This window comes from Barnesiella sp. An55, from assembly GCF_002161555.1.
Classification (GTDB): domain Bacteria; phylum Bacteroidota; class Bacteroidia; order Bacteroidales; family Barnesiellaceae; genus Barnesiella; species Barnesiella merdipullorum.
On the sequence record NZ_NFHZ01000002.1, the window covers coordinates 198,723 to 221,219 of the forward strand.

The following is a 22,497-nucleotide window of genomic DNA, read 5'->3' on the forward strand; positions in this document are numbered from 1 at the left end:
TTGAAAAATCAAAAGAAGACAAATCATTATATGCACATTTCAACGTCGTCAGTGTGGTAGGCAAATTGGTTAATCCTGCTATATTATTACTCGAGCAATTCAATGTCGTTAGCTTGGAAGGCAATTGGGGCAAATTCTGTTATCTCATTAAACGAACAATCCAATATTGTCAAATTTGTAAATAGCTCTATCCCCTGTAAAGAAGATATTTGACGACTGGAACACCAGATAGCCGTAACCGAAACGGCCTCCTGAGGTGTCAATATACCATCGGAATTTGTATCGAACTCTGCAGCAAGATATGCCCTGAATTGTGCATCAGGAATATCCACGAGAATATCTTCTATATTTTCAGGTTCATACGGCGACTGGTATTTGACATAGGCCCCCAATATCGTGTTGGCTGCCGACAAAATATATTTCTCCACATACAAACGTGCATAGACGTAATAACCGTTATTCGTTTTATATCGAACAAAATAACCATGTCCCTCTTGTACAGCAACCGTAGAAGCCCACCCTTTGGAGGGAGCCTCTCGCACATTACCCAAGCCATTGACCGCTCCTACCGAACAAAAGTCAATATCATCAGCATAATAGCCATAATGGTAAGGAACGAAATTATCTCCTCCATCAATATAAAAACCACCAGTCTCAAACAGACCGACAACTGTTTTACCATTGTTCGCGTTACGAACCGAAACAAGGATTGTCCCCTCTGGATCGGGAACTGCATCACCTCCATTCCCCAATGAGGTACCATCATCCGGAACAAGCCCCTTATCCTCCTCCGTACAGGCATTGCCCCCTATCAGCAGGACAACCAGCGCCATCATCATAAAAAATTTTGTCTTCATAACAGTAAATATTAAGGATTAAACTTAGTGCTACTCCAGACAAAAAAAACGTGGACAATTTGCATATCCACTGATGAGGTCTTGGCGTACCTGGATAAAGAGATAATGCAAACGCCCACGCCGTATGAACAGCGCGAGCATCAACTTTGCTTTTTCTTTATCCAATTAAACCGCCAAGTTTCATCAGTAAGAAAGAAAAGCCAATGCGCTTTTTATGTCGTAATATGTCTGCCCGCCCCTCGGGCGAACGAAACAAAAGTAGTGCTTTTTCTTAAAAAAACAAAATCGGCACCTCTCGTTAAGCACACCCCCATGATTCACCGGCAAGAGACTACGTAAATAAATTCCCCGCCTGCACCCTCTGGACCCCGCATCGGGGTGCGGGGTGACACTCTCGTCATTCCGCGCTACGACGCGGAATCCAGAAATATCCGGGCAAGATATAACTCAGGACGCGAGCCGTGCGTCCCTACTCCACCCACTGCCACCTCCAGAAGCTGGACCCCGCATCGGGGTGCGGGGTGACACAGTGCGCATCGGAGTGCAGGTGGCACAAAGCCCCCATCGGATGCAGAGCGGCCCCCCTCCCTCAAAAAAAATCTACCCTCACATAAAAAAATATTCCAAAATATTTGGTTTATATTATAAACCGATTTATATTTGCAATATTCAAAACAGCAAAAGAGAAAACATATAGCTATATAGTTTATAAAATAAACCAATTTGCAAACCTTAAAATTCGACGTATGGAAGAGAAAAAACTGAACGAAAAAGAGAGTCTGGAGCTCATCACCCAAATGATACGGCAGAGCCGAAAAAATATCGGGACTGGCAGCGGGAACAGATTCCTGCTCTACGGCTATCTGGCCGTGGTACTTGCCGTCGTGGTCTTTGCTCTGGTTCGCACCACCGGAAGCTCGATGTGGGCGAGTGCCTGGTTTCTCATGTTTGCCCCCTTTATCTATACAACCGTGTATGACCGCAAACACCGCCCGACCGTGATTACCTATACCGACCGCATGATCGACGAGACGTGGAAGGTGATAGGCACCCTCTTTGTCATTACCGTGCTGACCATGATGATTCTGGGCTATGCCCTGGGTAGTGTCAACTTCGGACTGATGATGCCGCTGGCCCTCATCTACTGCGGTATAGGCACTTCGATCACAGGGCTGGTGATTAAAGACTCGGTGCTGGCCTACCTGCCGCTCTTCGGGCTGGTCTTTGCCATCTACATGCTGATGACCCTACCGGCCTTGCAACATGTGCCGGCCACCTGGCATCTCTATTTTGGCATTTCATTTCTGATTATGATGGTTATTCCCGGGCATAACCTCAACGCTAAATACCACAAGTGATGTTACGCGAACTGGATCCTCTACTACACTCGCAACTGCGACTGGCTATCGTCTCGATACTTCTCTCGGTCGAAGAGGCCGACTTTGTCTATCTGAAGGAGCAGACGGGTGCCACAGCGGGTAACCTGAGCGTACAACTCGACAAACTGGCGACCGCCGGATATATTGAGGTGACCAAGGAGTTTGTGGGTAAAAAGACCCGCACCTCCTGCCAGATAACCGAACGGGGGCGCGAAGCCTTTGAGCAGTATGTCGAGGCGCTTAAAGAGTATTTGAAACTGTAACGGGTTGGGTATTCCCCATATACCACGGTCGGGAATACCATCGCTTCGCCCTCAAGACTGGGCCCCGCACCGTGGTGCGGGGCGACTCCACAACACACAACGGGCCGACTCGATTTTTCGAGTCGGCCCGTTCTACAAATTTCTTGCAACGATTAAAGCAGAGCTTTCACCTTAGCCTCGATATCGGCTTTCGAGGCCGAACCTACATGCCGATCTACCAATTTGCCCTCTTTGAAGAAGAGCAAGGTGGGGATACTGCGGATGCTGTACTCTACACTCAAGTCGGCATCGTCGTCGATATTGTATTTACCAATAACCACTTTGCCGTCATACTCCTCGGCAAGTTCTTCGATCGACGGGGCGATAGCCCGGCAGGGGCCACACCACTCTGCCCAGAAATCAATCACCACGGGTTTGCCCGAAGCAATCAGTTCCTTTGCATTTTCATCATTGATTTTCAATGCCATAATGTTATTTTTTATATTTTTATTATTGTCTCTTTTTACGGAACAAAATTAGGGATTCTATGGTTGAGTCGCAAACGATTATTCATTTATTTTGAAGGTTACCTCTTCGTTCTCGTTGAGAAAATCGATAAGCTCCTCGGTAATCATGGGACGACGGCGTGACCGCAACCGCACCGACTTGCCCAGCTCCGAGTCGTAGATCTTGAAGTTGAGTTCGGCCTTGTGCTGGTGGGCCGGCGGCATGAAATCGGAGAGGGTCTGGATGAAGCCGTTCTTGACCAGACGGGCGGGCATCTCGATGGTGATGGAGTTGAGCATCGTCCCCTTCAGCTCCGAGAGCAGTTTCATCTCGAGAATCTTGAGGTCGATGCGCCCGGGGGTGAACTTCGAGGGGACACAACGGGCACGCACCCACACGAATGTACCGTTGTTGGCGCCATACTTGCCATAGTCGATGAAGTCTTGCCCGAAGAGGGGGATGTCGTCGGCTCCCGAATAGTCCTCGATCTTGAGGAATCCATACTGCCCGCCACGCTTGCCTATGCCCGTGCGGTAATCGACCACTACCCCACCGAAGGTTATCTCCTTGTCGAGCAGAGCCTCGCGATTCTTCAGGTCGGTCATGCGGGTGTTGCAGCCATAGAGCAACTCGAGTTTATAGGCATCGAGGGGGTGAGCCGAGAGGTACATACCCACGAGTTCGCGCTCCTTGTCGAGTCGCTCGATGTCGGAGAGGGGTACTCCCCGGGGAATCTCGGGCGGGGTGGTGACGATGGGTGCCTCGCTACCGAAGAGCGAAGCCACCTGCGAAAGCTTGTCGCTCTGCACCTTCACGCCATAGCGCACGAGGGTATCGAGGAAGGGTTCGCCCTTGCTGTTGAGGGCCGAGAAGTCCTCGCGATGTATCTCCTTGAACGAGTCGAAGGCTCCCGAGATGGCCAGCGACTCGATGGTCTTCTTGCCGCAAGCCGAGAGGTTGACCCGCTCGACAAAATCGAATATGCCCTTGTAGGGACCATTGGCTTCGCGCTCGCGAACGATGGCCTGCACGGCCGAGTCGCCCACTCCTTTGATGGCCCCCAACCCGAAGCGGATGTTCCCCTTCTTGTTGACTGAGAACTTGTACTGACTCTCGTTGACATCGGGGCCCAGCACCTGAATCTTCATGGCCTTGCACTCGTCCATGAACTTGGTGATTTCGGAGATGTTGTTGAGGTTTCGGCTGAGCACGGCCGCCATATACTCCGAGGGGTAATTGGCCTTGAGGTAGGCCGTCTGGAAGGCTACCCACGAGTAGCAGGTGGCGTGGCTCTTGTTGAAGGCGTAGGAGGCAAATTTCTCCCAGTCGGCCCAAATCTTCTCGAGTACCTCTTTCTTGTGGCCGTTCTTTTCGCCTCCCGAGATGAAGAGCGGTTTCAAGGCATCGAGCTTGTCTTTGAGCTTTTTACCCATGGCTTTACGCAAACCGTCGGACTGGCCTCGGGTGAAGTTGGCCAACAGTCGCGAGAGCAACATCACCTGCTCCTGATACACGGTGATGCCGTAGGTATCCTTCAGATACTTCTCCATGATGGGAATATCATAGACAATGGGCTCCTTGCCCTGCTTGCGGGCAATGAACTGCGGGATATATTCCATGGGGCCCGGCCGGTAGAGGGCGTTCATGGCGATGAGGTCTTCGAAGGTCGAGGGGTGCAGTTCGCGCAGATACTTCTGCATGCCGGCCGACTCGAACTGGAAGGTACCGGTCGTGCGGCCGGCGCTGTAAAGCTCGTAGGTCTTGGGGTCGTCGATGGGGATAGAGTCAATATCGAGATCGATATGGCGCGTCTGCCTGATATTCTCGACCGCCTCCTTGATAATCGACAGGGTTTTCAGCCCCAGAAAGTCCATCTTGATGAGGCCGGTGTCTTCAATCACACTACCCTCATACTGGGTCACGAGCATCTTCTCGCCGGTCTCCTTGTCATCGGCCGTGCTCACGGGCACCCAGTCGGTAATATCGTCACGCCCGATGATGACACCGCAGGCGTGCACGCCGGTATTGCGCACGTTGCCTTCGAGCATCTGGGCATATTTCATCGTATCGGCCAGGAGCTTGTCGCTCGAGTTGCAGGCATCTTGCAGCTCCTTGACATTCTCGATACAGTTCTTCAGATTTATCTTTTGGGGCTTGCCGTTCTTCTCGGGCAAGCGGTCGGGGATGAGACGGGTGAGGCGGTCCGACTCCGAGAGCGGCAGTTTCTGTACCCGGGCCACATCCTTGATGGCCAGTTTGGTAGCCATTGTACCGTAGGTGATGATGTGTGCCACCTTCTCGGCGCCATACTTCTCGGTTACCCACTGCAACACGCGGCCGCGGCCATCGTCGTCGAAATCGACATCGATATCGGGCAACGAGATACGGTCGGGGTTGAGGAAACGCTCGAACAGCAGATCGTACTTCATGGGGTCGATCTGGGTTATCTTGAGGCAGTAGGCCACCACCGAACCGGCGGCCGAACCACGGCCGGGCCCTACCGACACGTCGAGCTCATTGCGGGCCGCATTGATAAAGTCCTGCACAATGAGGAAGTAGCCGGGGAAACCCATCGTCTTCATGATGTGCAGCTCGAAGGTGATGCGCTCCATCACCTCGGGCGAGAGGTTTTCACCATACCGCTCGTGCGCTCCCTTGAAGGTGAGCTCCTTCAGGTAATCGGCCTCGAGCTTGATACGGTAGAGCTTCTCATAGCCGCCCAGCTTCTCGATTTTCTTGCGGGCCGACTCCTCGTCCATCACCACATTGCCGTTCTCGTCGCGCGTAAACTCGTTGAAGATATCCTCGTCGGTATATTTGCGGCGGTACTCCTCCTCGGTACCGAAGCTCTCGGGGATAGGGAAGGTAGGCATGAGCGGGGCATGGTCTATCGAGTAGAACTCGACCTTGTCGAGAATCTCGAGTGTATTGGAGAGAGCCTCGGGCACATCGACAAAGATGTCGTTCATCTCCTGCTGGGTCTTGAGCCACTCCTGCTTGGTATAGAGCATGCGGGTGGGATCGTCGAGATCCTTGCCCGTACTCAGGCAGATGAGGCGGTCGTGAGCCTCGGCATTCTCCTCCTCAACAAAGTGTACATCGTTGGTACACACCAACTTGATACCGTGCTTGTGCGACAACTCGATAAGATGTTTGTTCACCTCGTTCTGCAACACGAAAGTCTCGTGGTTGGCCCGCTGAACAGTCGCCTTGTGGCGCTGCAGCTCCAGGTAATAGTCGTCGCCGAAAACCCGCTTGAACCACAGGATGGCCTCCTCGGCCCCGGCGATATCGCCGGTAAGTATCTTGCGGGGAATCTCACCGCCCAAACAGGCCGAGCAGACAATCAACCCCTCGTGATATTTTTCGAGTTCATATTTGTCGGTACGCGGCCGGGAATAAAACCCCTCGGTCCAACCTTTCGAAACTAGCTTGATAAGATTGTGATATCCTTTCAAGTTCTTGGCCAGGACCACCAGGTGATAACCACCCTCATCGACGGCTCCGCTCCGTACCGAGATACCCTCTACCTCGTTGACAACGGCGCCCCGCACCTCGCGCGGAGTGGCTTCCTTGTCGGTGAGTCGGCGACGGGCCACATACATCTCACAACCGAAAATCGGTTTGAATATCTTTCCCTCGAGGCGAGTCACCTCCTGACGCAGGGCAGCCAGCTCGGCCTCCTTGTCGGCCACCTCTTCGGCTCCGCTCTCGATTGCCGCAATGCGTTTCTGCGCCGCCTTGATATCGTCTTTCACCGCTCCGTTTTTCTTCTTCACCAGATTGAAAAACTCTTTTATGCCGAACATGTCGCCATGATCGGTCAACGCCAGGCCCTTCATACCGTCTTTCATGGCCTTATCGACCAAAGCCGGAATCGAAGCCTGTCCGTCAAGTATAGAGTACTGGGAGTGAACGTGCAGATGAACAAAGGGTTGCATAAATAAGATAGGATTTAATTTCGTGGGCTTAAAGTTACAAAGATATTCGCATAGGAGGAAGCAGTTGCCTCAAGATTTTTGAACAACTTATAAACCCCCGTTTATCAAAAGAAAAAGCGGGCCAGGGAGCTATAGCCACCTGGCCCGCCGAATGGGGATTGTATGCCTGTCGCCGAGAGTCGGGATATCAGAAAAGCTGTGCGATATCGACCGGTGCGTTGGTAATTGCCTGCAGTCCATTGGGGGTAACCACATAGGTATCCTCGATACCCACGGCACCCACATGCGGAATGACAAACTTGGGCTCCAGGGCGATAACCTGGTTCTCGGCCAACACCTCTTTCGAACGAGGTGCCAGCACCGGTGCCTCGTTCACCTCGAGACCCACACCATGACCTATGAAGCCGGCCTTCTGGCTGTGCCCCATGAAGTAGTCGTCAAATCCAGCCTCGCGAGCCATCTCGACAGCCCGGTGATAGAGGTCGGCCGTAGCCACACCCGGCTTGCCCATGCGACTCAACTCACGGTGTATCTCGATAGAGCAACGATGGGCCTCGAGAGCTTTCTCGGGCAACTGCCCAATCGAATAGACCCGGGTCATATCGGTCATGTAGCCGGTAAAGTTACCGCACATATCGACCATCACAGCCATACCCGGACGCATGAGTGTGCCGTTGGCTCCCACCGGAATCGAACAGTCCATACCGGCACCGCCCATAGCAAAGTCGTAGGGTGTAGGGGTGTCGGCATTATCGCCACACAGCACATTGCCCATGAAAATCTCCATACTCTGCCCGTTGATGCGGAAGAGGCCCAGGTTTCCATGCAGACGCAACAGACGCTCGATTTCGATTTGCAGCTCGATATCGGTCATGCCATCGCGATAGACCGACTCGATGCGGTGATAGACCTCGGCATGTTTCACGGCCGACTCCCGCAACCGGGCCAGCTCATACTCGGTTTTCACCGCACGCACCCCGCGCATCACGGCCGATGCGTTCACCACCTCGGCGTCGGGGAAGAGAGCCGCCAGCCGCACATAGTCGCCATGCGGAGCATCCCACTCCAGCGCAATACGCCGTGGCTGTGCCAGGCCCAGCTCGGGGAGCAGGGCCGGTATCTGCTCGGGCTTGTGAATGTAGTGCACGGTATCGCCTTTCAGCCCCACGGGACGTCGCACGAAGTAGTGCGGCTCACCCTCTACCGGGATGTAGGTGTAACCGTTGAACACCCGACCCGACGTGTAATAGAGATTGACATTCGTGTGAATCAAAGCAGCATCGGCCCCAACGGTCTTCAAACCTGCCTGAATTTTTTCGCTACGCCGCAAAATCTCGGCATGAAATTCACTCGAGAACATAACTATTTACAATTTAAGAAGAATTCGGTAAAATCGATGAATGAATCGAAGGCCAGTTCATAGTCGTCGGTCTGGCCAAAACCGTAGCGGGCATATACAAAAGGCAGTCCCACCCGGTGGGTCTCCTGCCCGTCGGCCTCGATATCGCCCATGTAGAGAGGTTGTTGCAGGTGGTATTTCTCCTTGAGCAGCAACATGTTGTCGCCCTTGGGCTTATGGGTATTGCCAAAGGCCACCCCATCGGTAATATAAGGGGTGATGCCTATGCAGTTCATAAACACCGGCAGGGTGTGACTGTCGCAATTGCTCACCAGAAAGAGTTTGTACTTGTGCGACAGCCGCTCCAACCCCTCGACCACACCCGGATAGGGAGAGCCTCCGTAACGGGCCAGCAACGTGGGCTCCTCACGGGCCAACTCAGTAGAGAATCGCTCGGCCTCGTCGGGGGTAATATCGGGGAAAAGGTTTTCCACAATGCGGGGAATGGGCTTGCCTATGTAGCCAATGAGGGTCTCGCGGGTAACGTGAACCTCCCGGCCAGCCCGCAAAAAGACTTCGTTCCAGATGCGGGCATAGGTATCGACCGCATCCCACAAAGTGCCGTCCATATCAAAAATGAGTGCATCGGTACGGCTCCAATCGATCTGTCTATTTTTCATGCCGCAAAGGTATGGATTTTATCAGTAATAAAAAAGCGTTCCTCGCGGGGTATCCCCCCTCTTGGAACGCCTTTGTACACCCGTGGGGAGTCGAACCCCAATCGAAGGAACCGGAATCCTTTATTCTATCCATTGAACTACGGGTGCCGCTAAACGAAATCGGGAAAAATTTCGCCACCTTGGTGAGAAACTATTCCCAATTGCGTGGCAAAAGTAAGAAATATTTGTAGCTTTGCAAACAATTACGGTTAAAATCTCACACAAAGATTATGTATGTTCGCATCGAATCCAGCTGGCAACAACGGTTGCAGCCGGAGTTTGACAAGCCCTATTTCGAAAAGCTGACCGACTTCGTGCGGCACGAGTATGCCACCAAGACGGTCTATCCTCCCGGCAGTCAGATTTTCGCCGCATTCGATGCCTGTCCCTTCGATCGGGTAAAAGTAGTCATCCTGGGGCAGGACCCTTATCACGAACCCAATCAGGCCCACGGACTCTGCTTCTCGGTCAATGACCAGATTCCCTTCCCACCATCGCTGCAAAACATTTTCAAGGAGATTGAGAGTGACTTGGGTATTCCCGTTCCCAAAAGCGGGAATCTCACCCGCTGGGCCCGGCAAGGAGTGCTGTTGCTCAACGCCACACTCACGGTCGAGGCTCATCGCGCCGCTTCGCACCAGGGCAAAGGATGGGAGACCTTTACCGACGCCGTCATACACAAACTGGCCGAGGAGCGCGAGCACCTTGTCTTTATCCTGTGGGGAGCCTATGCCCAACGCAAGGGCGAGTTCATCGACCGCAACCGGCATCTGGTGCTGCAATCGCCTCACCCCTCGCCCCTATCGGCACACCGGGGATTCTTTGGGAACCATCACTTCAGTAAGACCAACCAATACCTGGTGGCTCACGGGATAGAACCGATCCAATGGTAAACTCATGATTTAGCAAATAATCATTCAATACACGATACAGGCATATGGAAAAGATAGATGTAGAACAAAGAGCCGAAAAGGCACGCCAACTGTTTCACGAGGGTTATAATTGTGCACAATCGGTGGTGCTGGCTTACAGCGATCTGTTTAATCTCGACCCCTCTTTGGCCGCCTCGATAAGCGCTCCGTTGGGCGGAGGCATGGGACGGCTGCGCGAAGTATGCGGCGCCGTAAGCGGCATGTTTATGATTGCCGGCCTGTATTATAAGAACGATGTCCCGTCCGACCTGGCCAAACGAAAAATCGTCTATGCCACAGTACAGGAGCTGGCCGAAAAATCAAAGGCACTCAACGGCTCGATTATTTGCCGTGAACTGCTGGGCCTCGACCACAAAAGCGACGTCCCAACTCCCGAAGCCCGCACCGAAGCCTACTACAAGCGCCGGCCTTGTGCCGACTATGTAGCCTCGGCTGCCCGATTGATTGGGGAGAAGCTCAACGAAGAGAATAAAAACAATTAATCAATTATGTCCTATTTACAATATTCACGCAACGATTCTCTAATTCTAAAAGGCATAGGCATCTTACTCATCATCCTGCACAACTTTTTCCACACATTTCCCGAATTCCCGCCCGAGTGCGAGTTCAAATACATTCCCGAGAATGTATCGCGATTTGCCGATGCCATGTTATCGTGTAATGTGCGCACCATTCTGCTGTCGCTCTTCTCGTTTCTGGGGCACTACGGTGTCTCTATTTTTGTATTCGTGAGCGGATACGGACTGTGCAAACGCTACGAACAAAGCCCCGACGTGTGGTGGCGTATTCTATTGCACCGGGCCATCCAGTTATGGAAATGGATTATTCCCATAACCCTACTGCTCCTGCTCGACCGCTACTCGGGTCACCCCCACTTTACCTATCAATATCTGGATAATCAAAAGATATGGACCGACATACTGTTCATGCTCACCTTCACGGCAAACGGTCTGGCCGACCGCTTTATTCTCGCCGGTCCGTGGTGGTACTTCGGGATGGCCTTCCAGCTCTATGTGGTCTATGTGCTGTTTTTGCGGCGAGCTACCGACCGCACATTGTGGATAGCCTCGGCCGCAGCATGGACGTTGCTTCTCGTCTTACAGGGACTGGGGCTCGACCGCTGGGTCTTTGCCTTCCGCTATAATTTTGTGGGATGGCTGCCCGTGTTCTGCTTCGGGATGCTCGCGGCCCGACACCCCCTGCGGTTGTCGTGGCGATGGCTCGTGCCGGGATGTCTGCTCTTTGTGTGCAGCCTCTTCAATCCCTATCTGTGGGTATTCAGTCCGGTGCTGGCATTGATTCCCGTCATTGCCGTGCTACCGTTGTTCCAAAAAGGGATTGCCGCGAAAGTTACCTTGTGGTTGGGCGGACTGTCGGCAGCTCTGTTTATTACCCACAGTTTTGTGCGTGATCGGGTACTCTTTTACACCCAGGCGCTCCCCGCCGAATGGTCGGGCCTGCTCTATCTGGTTCTTTGCCTGGCAATTGCCTGGATTTATAGGTGGTTATTAACCTCGTTCTACAAGCGAGTTCACTGGTGATAATGGCCCTTCTCCTTGACCAGTACTACCTTCACCCGACCATCCTTAAGGATAGCCCTCGAACGAGAAAAGAAGGGTAATTGCCACGCCCACCGACGATGCTCCCAGGTGAGCATATCGACGTGGAAGTCAAGATCTCTCAAAAATACATAATACGATGCCGGGAACGAAATGGCCTCGACGGCTCCGCTGCGAGCTATCTGCTGCACCGAGTCGAGCCGGGCTGCACGTTCCTGATCGTCCATCTCGTTGAGATGAGGGATGTCGAGGTAACACGAGGTATAATACCCCTCCTGAGTGAAATGCCGCAGGGCTTTCCAGTCGCGCGACTCGACTATGAGTTGATCTTTATAGGCTCCCGATTGCGCCAACATCTTGGTCAAGAGCGACTCGGCCTTCAGGCAGTTGGCCTCGGTCAAGTTTTTCAAATCAATCCACAATTCGCGGTCGGGATTCGCGCCCAGAAAATCGAGATAGAGTTTCAGCGATTCGGACGAAGGGGTATCGTGGCCGATTCTGAAATCGGCCAATTCGGGCACAAACAGCACGTCGCACTCAAAATTTTTATACTCCTCTTCAAACTCGTGCAGCTTTTCTATCGTATTGGTACGGTGCAACCATATCTTATTGATATAATGCTCCACCACCTTGTCGTTACACAGGGGGATTGTCAATAGCGGCAGGCACAAGAGCAATAGAAAAGCGGCACCCAAGCGCCGCTTCATACTTTTACTCCAGATGCAGTTTCTTCAATATCTTGGAGGGAACAGCATCCTTACGCACGAGGATATTCATGGTTTTGTACTTGACAAATGCCTCGGAGGCATAGAAGAATCCGCCATAAATCTGCTCGGTCCCCCACGAGTTTTTCACCTTGTAGTATTTCGTGCCGTTCTGATCGACTGCCGTTCCCACGAACACCATGCCGTGGTCGTCGGTCGTCTCGTAGTTGTCAAACGCCTCCTGGCGTATCTTCTGGTCGATAACCATCTCCTCTTCGGGAGCTTCGAATTTATAGAGTTCGCCCTCTTTCTCGGCTTTCGACAGTTTCACCCAACGAGCCAACTCGGTGCCCGAGAGATTGTCGTTCTTCTTCTCAACCGGTACAACGGCAAAACCCTTGAGATACTGGAATCCCTTCTCGCTCACATCCGATGCCCACATCACCGTGTAGCCCTTGTCGATGGCATAGTCGATAGTCTCCATGAGCTCGTTGAGCGGGATATTGTAGTATTGCGACCACAACCAGTTGTCGGGCACCTCGATGGCAAACGGTTTGTAGAACTCGTGGTGTGTAAACGAAGTCAACGGAATATAATCGCTCGACTTGATGCCCAGCGACTCGGCAAACGACTTGGGCGTGTATTCCACCCCGTTGTAGGTAAACTTCTCGGGCACCTTACCCAGGTAGGTATCGAGCACAGCCTTGAAGCCGTCGAGCCAGGCCGTCGAAAGTTTCTTGTTGGGATTGGCGATAATGGCATCGACATAGCCTTTGAGTATGGCATCGAGCTCGCCGTGCTGATGCTTGTCGGTCCCGTAGTTCAGACCGGTGTAAACCTCCTCGGGCACAATGCCGTATTTGTCGATGATATAGAGTACGTCATAGGCACTACCGCCTGCCGAGAAGGCAATGTCGCCGTGCATGCGCACATATTTGATGGCTTTCTCAATATAGTCGTTGCGCACGACAAACATCTCGGACAAATCGACGGCAGGCTTTCCCTGACGCAAAAGATCGTCCTCGATAAACGACAGCGTGGAGAAACTCCAGCACGTCCCCGACCGGCTCTGATCCTTCACAGGATTGGTTTTCAACTCTTTCGTAACGGTAAACTGATACCCTACGGAATCTTTCTCATTCTCTCCAGCCCAGGCGCACACCGAGGCTACGGACAATGCACAAGCGATAGTTAAATATCTACAATTCATATAGGTCTTTAATTAAAAACAGCCCACAAATATAGATATTATTTTCATATGACGCGACAAAGTGGTCGTTTGTGTAACAGTTATTAGGAAACCGGCATGAAATTTCGTATATTTGCAACTAAGAACTTTCAATCCGACACTTTATGAAACTAACGCACATACTCTACTCGCTGGTAACCGTGGCCTTTTTGTCGTGCCCGCTGGCCTCATGGGGCCAAAACCTGCCGAACCAACCCTACGAAACCCGCGCTTTCTCCGACCGATTCAGGACCCTGCGCACCGAGGTCGAGGGGCGTGACCTCTTCCCGCCCATCATCGAATTGAACAGCAACGAACATATCACTATTTCGTTCGACGAGATGACCGAGGAGGCCTCCTACCTGCAATACTCCATCGTCCACTGCAATGCCGACTGGCGCCCTTCTGCCCTGTCGGAACTCGAATACCTCGACGGCTTCAACACCAACTCCATCGATAATTTCGATTTCTCGATGGCCACCTTTGCCCACTATGTGCATTACAGCCTCACCCTCCCCAACGAGGATGTACAGTTCAAGGTATCGGGCAACTATGTGCTGCTGGTCTATCCCGAGAACGAACCCGAGCACATCTTGCTGCAAGTGTGTTTCTCGGTCTATGAAAACGATATCCTGGTAGCTCCCAGCGTGACCTCGCGCACCGACATCGACTACAACCGGGAGCACCAGCAGGTGAGCGTCACTCTCAACGCCAACAACTACCGCATACAGAATCCCTATACCGAGTTGAAAGTGAGCGTCACCCCCAACAGCCGCCGCGACCAGGAGGTGATTGTAACCCGCCCCCTGCGGGTACAGGGCAGCCAGGTCATCTTTGATCACGACCGCAACCTCATCTTCGAGGCCGGCAACGAGTTCCGCCGGTTCGAGATGGTAGCCACCCGCTATGCCGGACTGGGTGTCAAAAACATTTACCACTTCGATCCCTATTACCATGTGGTATTGACCACGTCGGAACCCCGGGCCGAGACGAGCTACCTCTACGACAAGACTCAAAACGGACGCTTTGTCATCCGGCAGAGCGGGGCCAACGACAGCGATACCGAGGCCGACTACTTCGTGGTACACTTTACCCTCGACTCCGACCCCATATCGGGGGGCAAGGTCTATATCGACGGCGACCTCACCAACCACCTCTATACCCCCTCCAACGAGATGGTGTATAACCCGCAGTCGGGCCAATATGAGAAAACCCTGTTCTTGAAACAGGGTTCCTACAACTACCAATATGTGTTCCTCCCCGACGGGGCCAGCTCGGCCACGGCTGCACCCATCGAGGGCAACTACTACCAAACCGTCAACGAATACCTGGTGAAGGTATATCACCGCCCGCAAAGCGAACGCTACGACAAGCTCATCGGCTTTGGCATGTGCTACTCGGGACGCTAAACGTCAATCGTCCATCCTGGCCTTGACAAACTCGCCCGACTTGGCAAAATAGAGATGCGTTTGGGGAGAGGCGAGCGTGAGTTTATAGATATTCTTGCGCTGCTCCATGCTTTCGACCCTGGCTCCGGGATAGTGTTGATTGAGATACTCGGTTACCGCAGCGGGAAGCAACTTCACCAGCTCGGACGAGAGCGGTCGGTCGCCCGAGCCAATCTCCTCCCAATGGCCTTTGCGGTCAAACCCCAGTTCGTAACCACCCGAAACCTTCACCCCATACTCGTCCCACGTGCGCGAATGTACACACTGCAACACCCGGGCTCCCGGGAAATAGGTTTTGAGCAATAGTCGGGCCGGTTGGGGAAGCTCCGACAGTGAGATTTTGCGATCGCCCGTTTTGTTTTCGCCCCGCCCCGGCCCTATACCCAATGCAATCATCGAGAACAAAACGATCAGATACAAATAATTTTTCATATATTTACCTCGGTTTTTAGGTTTTCGGTATATCCCCAAAACAAATTCCTTCGAGCCAATGTTTATATGCCAATCCCGGGAATATCGTTAAATATGGTGTACCGAAAAAGCTGAAAAAAGATTCCTCCCTCATGAAACGAGCGCTAAAATATATCGCCATCTCCCTCGCCTCGCTTTTAGCGCTGCTGTTGGTCCTGCCACTGTGCATCTATATTCCCGCCGTGCAGCGCTGGGGGAAAACCGAGATATGCCGCTATGTGAACCAATCGACCGGCATGCAACTCTCTATCGGGGAACTCTCGCTGCGCTTTCCCTTCAAACTGCAAATCGACGACATCCTGCTGCTCACCTCGCCCGGCGACACTCTGTTGCAAAGCGCAAAGGTTCAGGTAGGCATTGCTCCGGCCCGACTATTGAGAGGCGAAGTACAGGTAAACGAGATTGCCCTGCAGGGCAGCCGATTCAGCTTCACGAGTGCCGATTCGACCCTCACCTTCTCGGCCCGAGTCGAGCAGTTTGCCACCCGGCAGGCCCGCATCGACCTGAAGAACTCGAGCATCGAGCTCCCCTCGAGCCAACTGCGAGGGGGCGATATCACCCTCGACATCCTGGGCCAATCGCCCGATACGACCGAAACCTCAAGCGAACCCCTCGACTGGCGCATCGCCGTGGGCCAAATAGAGCTGTCGCAAATCCACTTCAACATGCAGATGAGTCCCCTCATCGAGCAACTCGACGCCTCTATTGAAAAGGCTACCCTGCAAGAGGGCCACATAGACCTCTACCACCAACGGGTCGAGGTAGCCGAGGCGACCATCGACCGGGGCGACTACCGCTACTACCCGGGCAGCGGCGAGACTGCCGGCGACACAACCGAGGAGGCACCCGCCGACACAACCGCATCGTCCCCCTGGACCGTGCAGGTTTACCGCCTGCGACTGCACCAGAACAGCGCCCTCTATGCCCTGCCGACAAAGATCCCGCAAAAGGGACTCGACCCCGGCTACCTCTCGCTCAGCGGGATAGAGATAGCTATCGACTCGCTCTACAACCAGGGTAGTGCGATACGGGTACCCATCCGGCAGTTGGCCTTTGTCGAGCGCTCGGGACTGGCCGTGATTCACACCCAGGGACTCTTTACGATGGACTCGACGAGAATCGCTCTGCACGACTTTCTGTTGCAGACCTCCCTGTCGGAGATATCAGCCCAACTCGAAGCCGGGAGCGGCATCTTGGCCCAATCGCCTCAAACCCCCATCAAAGCCCAACTGCACGCCCGCATCGCCGTGGGCGACCTCGTCGGGCTCTTCCCCCAATACAGCCCCTATACCCGAGGACTGCTCCTCTCGACCACCCTGCAATCCGACCTGGCCATGGACGGTACACTGAACGACCTGCACCTCACCCAGGGCGACCTGACTCTGCCCGGGACTCTGACCGCCCGCACCACCGGCCGTGTGCAGAATCTACCCGACACCGAGCGTCTGGCCGGTGACCTGCAATGGGGCATCGCCCTCAGAGAGTCGCCCCTCATCGCCCACCTCATGCCCGACTCGCTGCGCAACCGCCTCTACCTGCCACCCACCCGATTTTCGGGCAGGGCCAGCCTTGCCGGACCCATTGTCCGGTCGCAAGCCCGGATAGAGACCGGCGAAGGGGCCATCTCGCTGCGGGCCCGGCTCGACACCCGGCAGCAACAATATCGGGGACGGCTGAATATCGACCGCTTCCCCCTCCACCACTTTCTTCCCCACGATTCGCTGGGTCTGCTCTCGGCATCGGCACAAATCGACGGAGAGCGATACAACCCGCTCGACTCGCTGGCCCGGTTGACAGCCCACCTGGCCATCGACACGGCCCAATATGCCGGGTACTGCTACTCGGGAATGACGGTCGATGCCCACCTCAACCGAGGCCGGGCTACAGGATACATCGCCTGTACCGACCCCAATCTGCTGACGGGGCTCAGCCTGTCGGCCTCGCTCCTGCCGCAGAGGTATCTCTTTGCCCTCTCGGGCGATATTCACACCGACCTCCAAGCCCTGAAGTTTACCCCCGAGACCTGCCAGATATCGACATCACTCTCGCTTTCGGGACGGGTAGAACCCGACAACGATTTATACCAAGCCTCGCTGCAACTCGACAAACTGTCTGCCCTGTTACCTACAGCCCATGTGCAAACCAGCGACCTGTCGCTGGCGGCCGAGACCGACTCGACCCACATCCAGGCCTCTCTCCAAAGCGGCGACCTGGCCATGCGCTTTACCTCGTCAACAGGTCTCACCCCGTTTCTCGAGAAACTCGACCAGGCAATGCCCATCCTCGCCTCGGTGCAGGAGAAGAAGCGACTCGACATGGAAGCCCTGCACCAGGCCCTGCCCCCGTTCGACCTCAACGTCAGCGCCAAGCGCAACAACCCCGTGCAACAATATCTCAAAGGCATGGGCATGGGATTCAACCAGTTCGCCCTCACCGCCCGCAACGACTCGCTGCTCAACGCCACGAGTCAGGTCGATCGTTTCTCGACCGGCGGTATTGTGATTGACACCCTGCAACTCTCGCTCTTCGAGCGGCACGAACGGGAAGAACGGCTCTACTATTCACTCCAGGTGGGCAACAAACCCGGCAACCTCGACCAGCTGGCCTCGGTCGTTCTCAACGGATTCCTGTCGGGCAACACCACCAAACTCTTCTGCGTACAGAAGAACCGGCAGGGACAAGAAGGATTCCGCATCGGTTGCCAGGCCAATTTCCTCGACTCGCTCGTGCAGGTGTCATTCTTTCCCAAGAACCCCATCATCGGCTTCGAGACCTGGTCGCTGAACCCCAACAACTTCTTCTCATACTATTACAGCAACCACTTCGATGCCGACATCGCCCTCACCCACGGCGACCGGCACCTCATCGTCACCACGCTGCACGACGAGACCGGCCACGACCTGGATCGACAAGAGCCGCTCAAGGTCGATATCAACGGCATGGAGATTGCTCCCTGGCTGGCCCTGTCGCCCTTCTCGCCGCAAATTGCCGGCAGTGTGTCGGCCAACCTGCTGGTCAAACTCCCGCAAGGCGGCACCGAAGTGGCCGGCAACGTGGGTATATCGCAGTTCTACTATGGCAAGCAACGGGTGGGCGACTTTGACCTGAAGGTGAATTACCAGCTCGACTCGCTCGGACGACAGGAGGCGAAGGCCGCCCTGCAAATCGACAGCGTATCGGTACTGACCCTGTCGGGACTGCTCGACGACAAGGCCGATTCGCCCGTTTCGCTCCGCATGAATATCGACCGCCTGCCCCTGGCCACAGCCAACCCCTTCCTTCCCGCCGGGATGGCCCAGCTGCAAGGATACCTCAACGGACAGATGCAGATAGGGGGCAGCACCTCGGCCCCCCTGCTCGACGGATACCTGCAAATGGAGGGAGCGGCGGCCAACTCCAAGTCGATGGGGGCAAGCCTCAACTTCCCCGCTACCCCCATACGCGTCGAGAAAAACGTATTGCGGTTCGACGACTACCAGATTACCGGAGCCAACAAAAACCCGCTGCACATCGACGGGCAAATCGACTTCAAGGATTTCGGAAAAATCAATACCGACCTGCACATTTTCGCGTCGGCCTTCCAGCCCGTGAAGGCGGCCCGCAGTTCCAAAGCCACAGTCTATGGCTCGGTCATCGCCGACCTGAACATGCGGGTAAACGGCCCGCTCGACGCCTTGAAGATTGGCGGCAACGTGGGTCTGCTCACCGGCACCGAGGTCACCTATGTGATGCAGGACTCGCCGTTTGCCCTGCAACAGCAGGAGAACAACATCGTCACCTTCGTCTCGTTCAACGACAGCACCGAGGTGACCGAGAGCGACACCCTGCCCCAGAGCAGCATGTTGGGCATGGACATCCAGGTCAACATCAACATATCGCCCACCGTCAAGATGGGGGTAAACCTCTCGCCCGACGGGAAGAACCGCATCGACCTCGAAGGCGGCGGCAACCTCACCTACACCATGAACGCCCTGGGCGACAGCCGCTTCTCGGGCCGTTACAACCTCTCGGGAGGATTCGTGCGCTACAACCCGCCCATCATCTCGGAGAAACTCTTCAAGATACAAGACGGCAGCTTCGTCTCGTGGAACGGCAATATCGCCGACCCCCAGATGTCGATTACCGCCGTCGAGACGGTGCGCACCACCATTACCGAGGACGACAAGAACTCGCGTCAGGTCAACTTCGACATCAGCATCATCATTCAAAACACGCTCGAGAACCTCTCGGTATCGTTCGACCTCTCGGCTCCCGAAGACCTCACCCTGCAAAACCAGCTCACCTCGCTCACCGCCGAGCAACGGGCCTCGCAAGCCATGAGTCTGCTCATCTACAACACCTACACCGGCCCCGGTACCTCGACCACGCGGTCGGACCTGCTGGGCAACCCGCTCAACTCGTTCCTCGAAAAAGAGCTCAACCAGTGGGCCCAGGGGCTGAAGGGCATCGACCTCTCGTTTGGTATCGACTCCTACACCGATGCGTCGGGCATCAACACCCGCACCGACTACTCCTACCGGGCGGCCAAGAGCCTCTTCAACAACCGGGTGAAGGTGGTCATCGGCGGTAGCCTCAGCCCCGACGACAACGCCGACGTCAACTTCAAAGAGAACTTTATCGACGACATTTCGCTGGAGTATTACCTCAACCAGCGCGACAACATGTACGTCAAGGTATTCCGTCACACCGGCTACGAGAGTATTCTCGAGGGCGAAATCACCCAAACCGGCGTAGGCTTCGTCGTGAAGAAACGGCTGAGCAATCTTTGGGAACTCTTCCGCTCCCGCAAACAACGAAAGGAGGCTGCCCCATGAAAAAGAGAATAGCATACGGTCTGGTCGCCCTCGTTGCGACAGTAATCTTCATCGGCTGCTCCACCACCCGGCGCCTCACCGACGACGAGGTACTCTACACGGGCGTGAAGAAGATAGAGATCATCCCCGACTCGGGGGTGAAGATTGCCGACAACGTGAAGTCCGAGGTCAAGAGCACCCTCTCGGTGGCGCCCAACAATCCCCTCTTTTCGCCCTATGTGCGCACCCCCTTTCCCATCGGGCTATGGGTGTGGAACTACCTGGAGCCCAAAAGCGACAAGGGGTTGAAACACTGGATTTATGAGAAGTTGGCCAAAGAACCGGTACTCGTCTCGAGCGTACAGCCCGAGCTGCGCATGAGTGTCATCAAGGATATCCTGGCCAACAACGGCTACTTTGGGGCCGAGGCTAACTATGAGCTCATCTACAACAAGCGCAATCCCCGCAAAGCCCGCATCTCCTATAAGATAGAGGTGCCGCCGGCCTATACCCTCGACACCGTCGAACTGCCGGCACCCACCACCCCCATCACCCGCTTTATCGACAGCATCAACACCGCCACCCTGCTGCAACGGGGCGACCGCTACTGCCTCGATTCTCTCTCGGCCGAACGCAACCGCATCACCAGTGCCCTGCGCGACAACGGTTATTTCTACTTCCGCCCCGAGTATATCGAGTATCTGGCCGACACCACCCTCTCGCCCGGCAAGGTGGCCCTGCGCATGACTCTCAAGAAGGGTATCCCCGCACAAGCGCTCAAGCCCTACTATGTGGGGCACATCAACGTGCAGCTCAACCCGGCTACACGTGGAGGCACCCCCGATACCATCCGGTATCCCCACATGACGGTGTCTTATTTCAAGCCCATCCACCTGAAGCAATGGATCCTGCCCCGCAACATCACCTTCAGGCCGGGCAGCATCTACTCGGTGACGACCCAGAATACCACCCAGTCGAACCTGGGACGGCTGGGCATATTCCGCTCGGTGAATGTCGAGGTGACCCCGCTCGACTCGCTCGCGCAACGCGATTCGCTCGACGTGACCATACAGGCCACCTTCGATGTGCCGCTCGAGGCTACCATCGAGGCCAACGTGTCGTCCAAGTCGAACAGTTACATAGGACCGGGACTCATCCTGGGTATCAACCACAACAACCTCTTCGGTGGGGGCGAGAAGCTGTCGGTAAAACTCAACGGCAGCTACGAATGGCAAACGGGCGGAGGCTCGCAACACGGCAAAGCCTCGCTCTTCAACTCCTATGAGTTCGGCCTCAACTCGTCGCTCTCCTATCCCCGCATCGTGCCGGGATTCCTGCCGCAGATGCCCCGTACCCGCCGCTATCCCGCCTTCACCCGGTTCCAGTTGGGAGCCAACCTCATGAACCGGCCGCACTACTTCCGCATGGTATCGTTCAACGGGTCGATGAGTTACGAGTACCGCACCTCGCTGCGGGCCGGCCACTCGGTCACCCCGTTCAAGCTGGTCTATACCAAACTGCTCAACACCACCGAGTCGTTCGACAAGACGATGGAGGAGAATCCCGCCATTGCCCTCAGTTTCCGCGACCAGTTCATCCCCTCGTCGAGCTACACCTATACCTACGATACCTCCTACGGTCGCGAGGTCGATAACCGTTTCGTATGGCAGCTGATGGGTATGTCGGCCGGTAATATCCTGAGCGGCATCACTTCGCTGCTGGGACAGAAGGGCGAGAAACGCATTTTCGGCAGCAGTTTCTCCCAGTTTGTCAAGGGGAGTGCCGAGATGGTCTATTACCATCGCTTCCGCCCCGACCACTGGCTGGTGGGCCGTGTATTCGTGGGGGCCGAACATGCCTACGGCAACTCCCAGGAGGTGCCGTACAGCGAGCAATTCTACATAGGTGGCGCCAACAGCATACGCGCCTTCACCATCCGTTCGCTGGGCCCGGGCAGCTACCTGCCACCCCAGGACGATATTGACGGCTACTTCGACCAGACGGGAACCTTCAAACTCGAGGCCAACCTCGAATATCGCTTCCCCATCTGGGGCGACCTGCACGGGGCCGCCTTTGTCGATGCCGGTAACATTTGGCTGCTGAAGCGCGACCCTAACCGCCCCGGCGGCGAACTCGACGGTCGCACCTTCTTCAAAGACATTGCCCTGGGCACCGGCGTGGGGCTGCGCTACGACATCGGCATGCTGGTGTTGCGCGGCGACCTGGGTATAGGCATCCACGCTCCCTACGACACGGGTCGCAAGGGATACTACAACATGACTTCGTTCAAGAACAGTCTGGCCTTCCACCTGGCCATTGGCTATCCCTTCTAAAGGTCACGGCAGCGGCCTCTACCCGAGCTCCACAGCTCCTGCTCC

The 22,497-nt window shown here is 54.9% G+C and carries 16 protein-coding genes and 1 tRNA gene; 8 read left to right on the forward strand and 9 right to left on the reverse strand.

Translation table 11 applies throughout. The features are described from left to right. Positions 1-86 precede the first annotated feature (86 nt). Complete coding sequence (locus tag B5G10_RS02120) at positions 87-857, reverse strand: DUF5036 family protein (RefSeq protein ID WP_143241031.1); 771 nt, start codon at positions 855-857, stop codon at positions 87-89. Between the two features lie 746 nt (positions 858-1,603). On the opposite strand from B5G10_RS02120, the gene B5G10_RS02130 reads away from it, so the two are divergent. Beyond that, entirely contained in the window at positions 1,604-2,215 is a 612-nt protein-coding gene (locus tag B5G10_RS02130; RefSeq protein WP_087423119.1) for a hypothetical protein, read from the forward strand. Further along, positions 2,215-2,499, forward strand: a complete 285-nt coding sequence (locus B5G10_RS02135) for a transcriptional regulator (protein ID WP_087423120.1) — start codon at positions 2,215-2,217, stop codon at positions 2,497-2,499. Before B5G10_RS02130 ends, B5G10_RS02135 begins: the two co-directional genes overlap by 1 nt. Positions 2,500-2,651: 152 nt before the next feature. Here the strand turns inward: B5G10_RS02135 and trxA are convergent, their stop codons facing one another. The 5 genes from trxA to B5G10_RS02160 all read right to left on the reverse strand — a co-directional run bounded on the left by trxA (position 2,652) and on the right by B5G10_RS02160 (position 9,092). Next, positions 2,652-2,966 carry a thioredoxin gene (trxA, locus tag B5G10_RS02140; RefSeq protein WP_087423121.1) on the reverse strand — a complete coding sequence of 105 codons (315 nt, stop codon included), beginning with the start codon at positions 2,964-2,966 and terminating at the stop codon, positions 2,652-2,654. A 78-nt stretch (positions 2,967-3,044) separates the two neighbouring features. Then, positions 3,045-6,926 carry a DNA polymerase III subunit alpha gene (gene dnaE, locus B5G10_RS02145; RefSeq protein WP_087423122.1) on the reverse strand — a complete coding sequence of 1,294 codons (3,882 nt, stop codon included), beginning with the start codon at positions 6,924-6,926 and terminating at the stop codon, positions 3,045-3,047. Between the two features lie 187 nt (positions 6,927-7,113). Beyond that, on the reverse strand, positions 7,114-8,286 hold the full coding sequence (locus B5G10_RS02150; RefSeq protein ID WP_087423123.1) for a Xaa-Pro peptidase family protein: 1,173 nt from the start codon (positions 8,284-8,286) through the stop codon (positions 7,114-7,116). A 2-nt stretch (positions 8,287-8,288) separates the two neighbouring features. Continuing rightward, a complete protein-coding gene (locus tag B5G10_RS02155) occupies positions 8,289-8,945 on the reverse strand; it encodes an HAD family hydrolase (protein ID WP_087423124.1) in 657 nt (218 codons plus the stop codon). A gap of 75 nt (positions 8,946-9,020) precedes the next feature. Then, a tRNA-Arg gene (locus tag B5G10_RS02160) sits at positions 9,021-9,092 on the reverse strand. Positions 9,093-9,214: 122 nt separating this feature from the next. Between B5G10_RS02160 and ung the strand changes: the two genes are divergently transcribed. From ung to B5G10_RS02175, 3 genes are read left to right on the forward strand one after another with little or no spacing between them, the layout of a single operon-like run. Then, positions 9,215-9,877, forward strand: a complete 663-nt coding sequence (gene ung / locus B5G10_RS02165; RefSeq protein ID WP_087423125.1) for a uracil-DNA glycosylase — start codon at positions 9,215-9,217, stop codon at positions 9,875-9,877. Positions 9,878-9,921: 44 nt separating this feature from the next. Further along, positions 9,922-10,398 carry a C-GCAxxG-C-C family protein gene (locus tag B5G10_RS02170; protein ID WP_087423126.1) on the forward strand — a complete coding sequence of 159 codons (477 nt, stop codon included), beginning with the start codon at positions 9,922-9,924 and terminating at the stop codon, positions 10,396-10,398. A gap of 6 nt (positions 10,399-10,404) precedes the next feature. Further along, a complete protein-coding gene (locus B5G10_RS02175; RefSeq protein WP_087423127.1) occupies positions 10,405-11,457 on the forward strand; it encodes an acyltransferase family protein in 1,053 nt (350 codons plus the stop codon). Here B5G10_RS02175 and B5G10_RS02180 read toward each other — a convergent pair. Together B5G10_RS02180 and B5G10_RS02185 are read right to left on the reverse strand one after the other, a co-directional pair. Continuing rightward, positions 11,448-12,182: a hypothetical protein gene (locus B5G10_RS02180; RefSeq protein WP_087423128.1), complete on the reverse strand. Its 735-nt coding sequence runs from the start codon at positions 12,180-12,182 to the stop codon at positions 11,448-11,450. The two genes, B5G10_RS02175 and B5G10_RS02180, sit on opposite strands and share 10 nt — an antisense overlap. A gap of 4 nt (positions 12,183-12,186) precedes the next feature. After that, positions 12,187-13,389 (reverse strand): C1 family peptidase, encoded by a 1,203-nt coding sequence (locus B5G10_RS02185; protein ID WP_087423129.1) that lies wholly within the window; start codon positions 13,387-13,389, stop codon positions 12,187-12,189. A gap of 143 nt (positions 13,390-13,532) precedes the next feature. Between B5G10_RS02185 and B5G10_RS02190 the strand changes: the two genes are divergently transcribed. Next, positions 13,533-14,816 carry a DUF5103 domain-containing protein gene (locus tag B5G10_RS02190; RefSeq protein WP_087423130.1) on the forward strand — a complete coding sequence of 428 codons (1,284 nt, stop codon included), beginning with the start codon at positions 13,533-13,535 and terminating at the stop codon, positions 14,814-14,816. 3 nt (positions 14,817-14,819) lie between these two features. Here B5G10_RS02190 and B5G10_RS02195 read toward each other — a convergent pair whose 3' ends face one another. Next, entirely contained in the window at positions 14,820-15,287 is a 468-nt protein-coding gene (locus B5G10_RS02195) for a PepSY-like domain-containing protein (protein ID WP_087423131.1), read from the reverse strand. 131 nt (positions 15,288-15,418) lie between these two features. Between B5G10_RS02195 and B5G10_RS02200 the strand changes: the two genes are divergently transcribed. Together B5G10_RS02200 and B5G10_RS02205 are read left to right on the forward strand one after the other, a co-directional pair. Beyond that, on the forward strand, positions 15,419-20,140 hold the full coding sequence (locus tag B5G10_RS02200; RefSeq protein WP_087423132.1) for a translocation/assembly module TamB domain-containing protein: 4,722 nt from the start codon (positions 15,419-15,421) through the stop codon (positions 20,138-20,140). Beyond that, positions 20,137-22,452, forward strand: coding sequence for a BamA/TamA family outer membrane protein (locus B5G10_RS02205; RefSeq protein ID WP_087423133.1), 2,316 nt, complete (start codon positions 20,137-20,139; stop codon positions 22,450-22,452). The genes B5G10_RS02200 and B5G10_RS02205 overlap by 4 nt, the downstream gene beginning before the upstream one ends. The last annotated feature ends 45 nt before the right edge of the window (positions 22,453-22,497 follow it).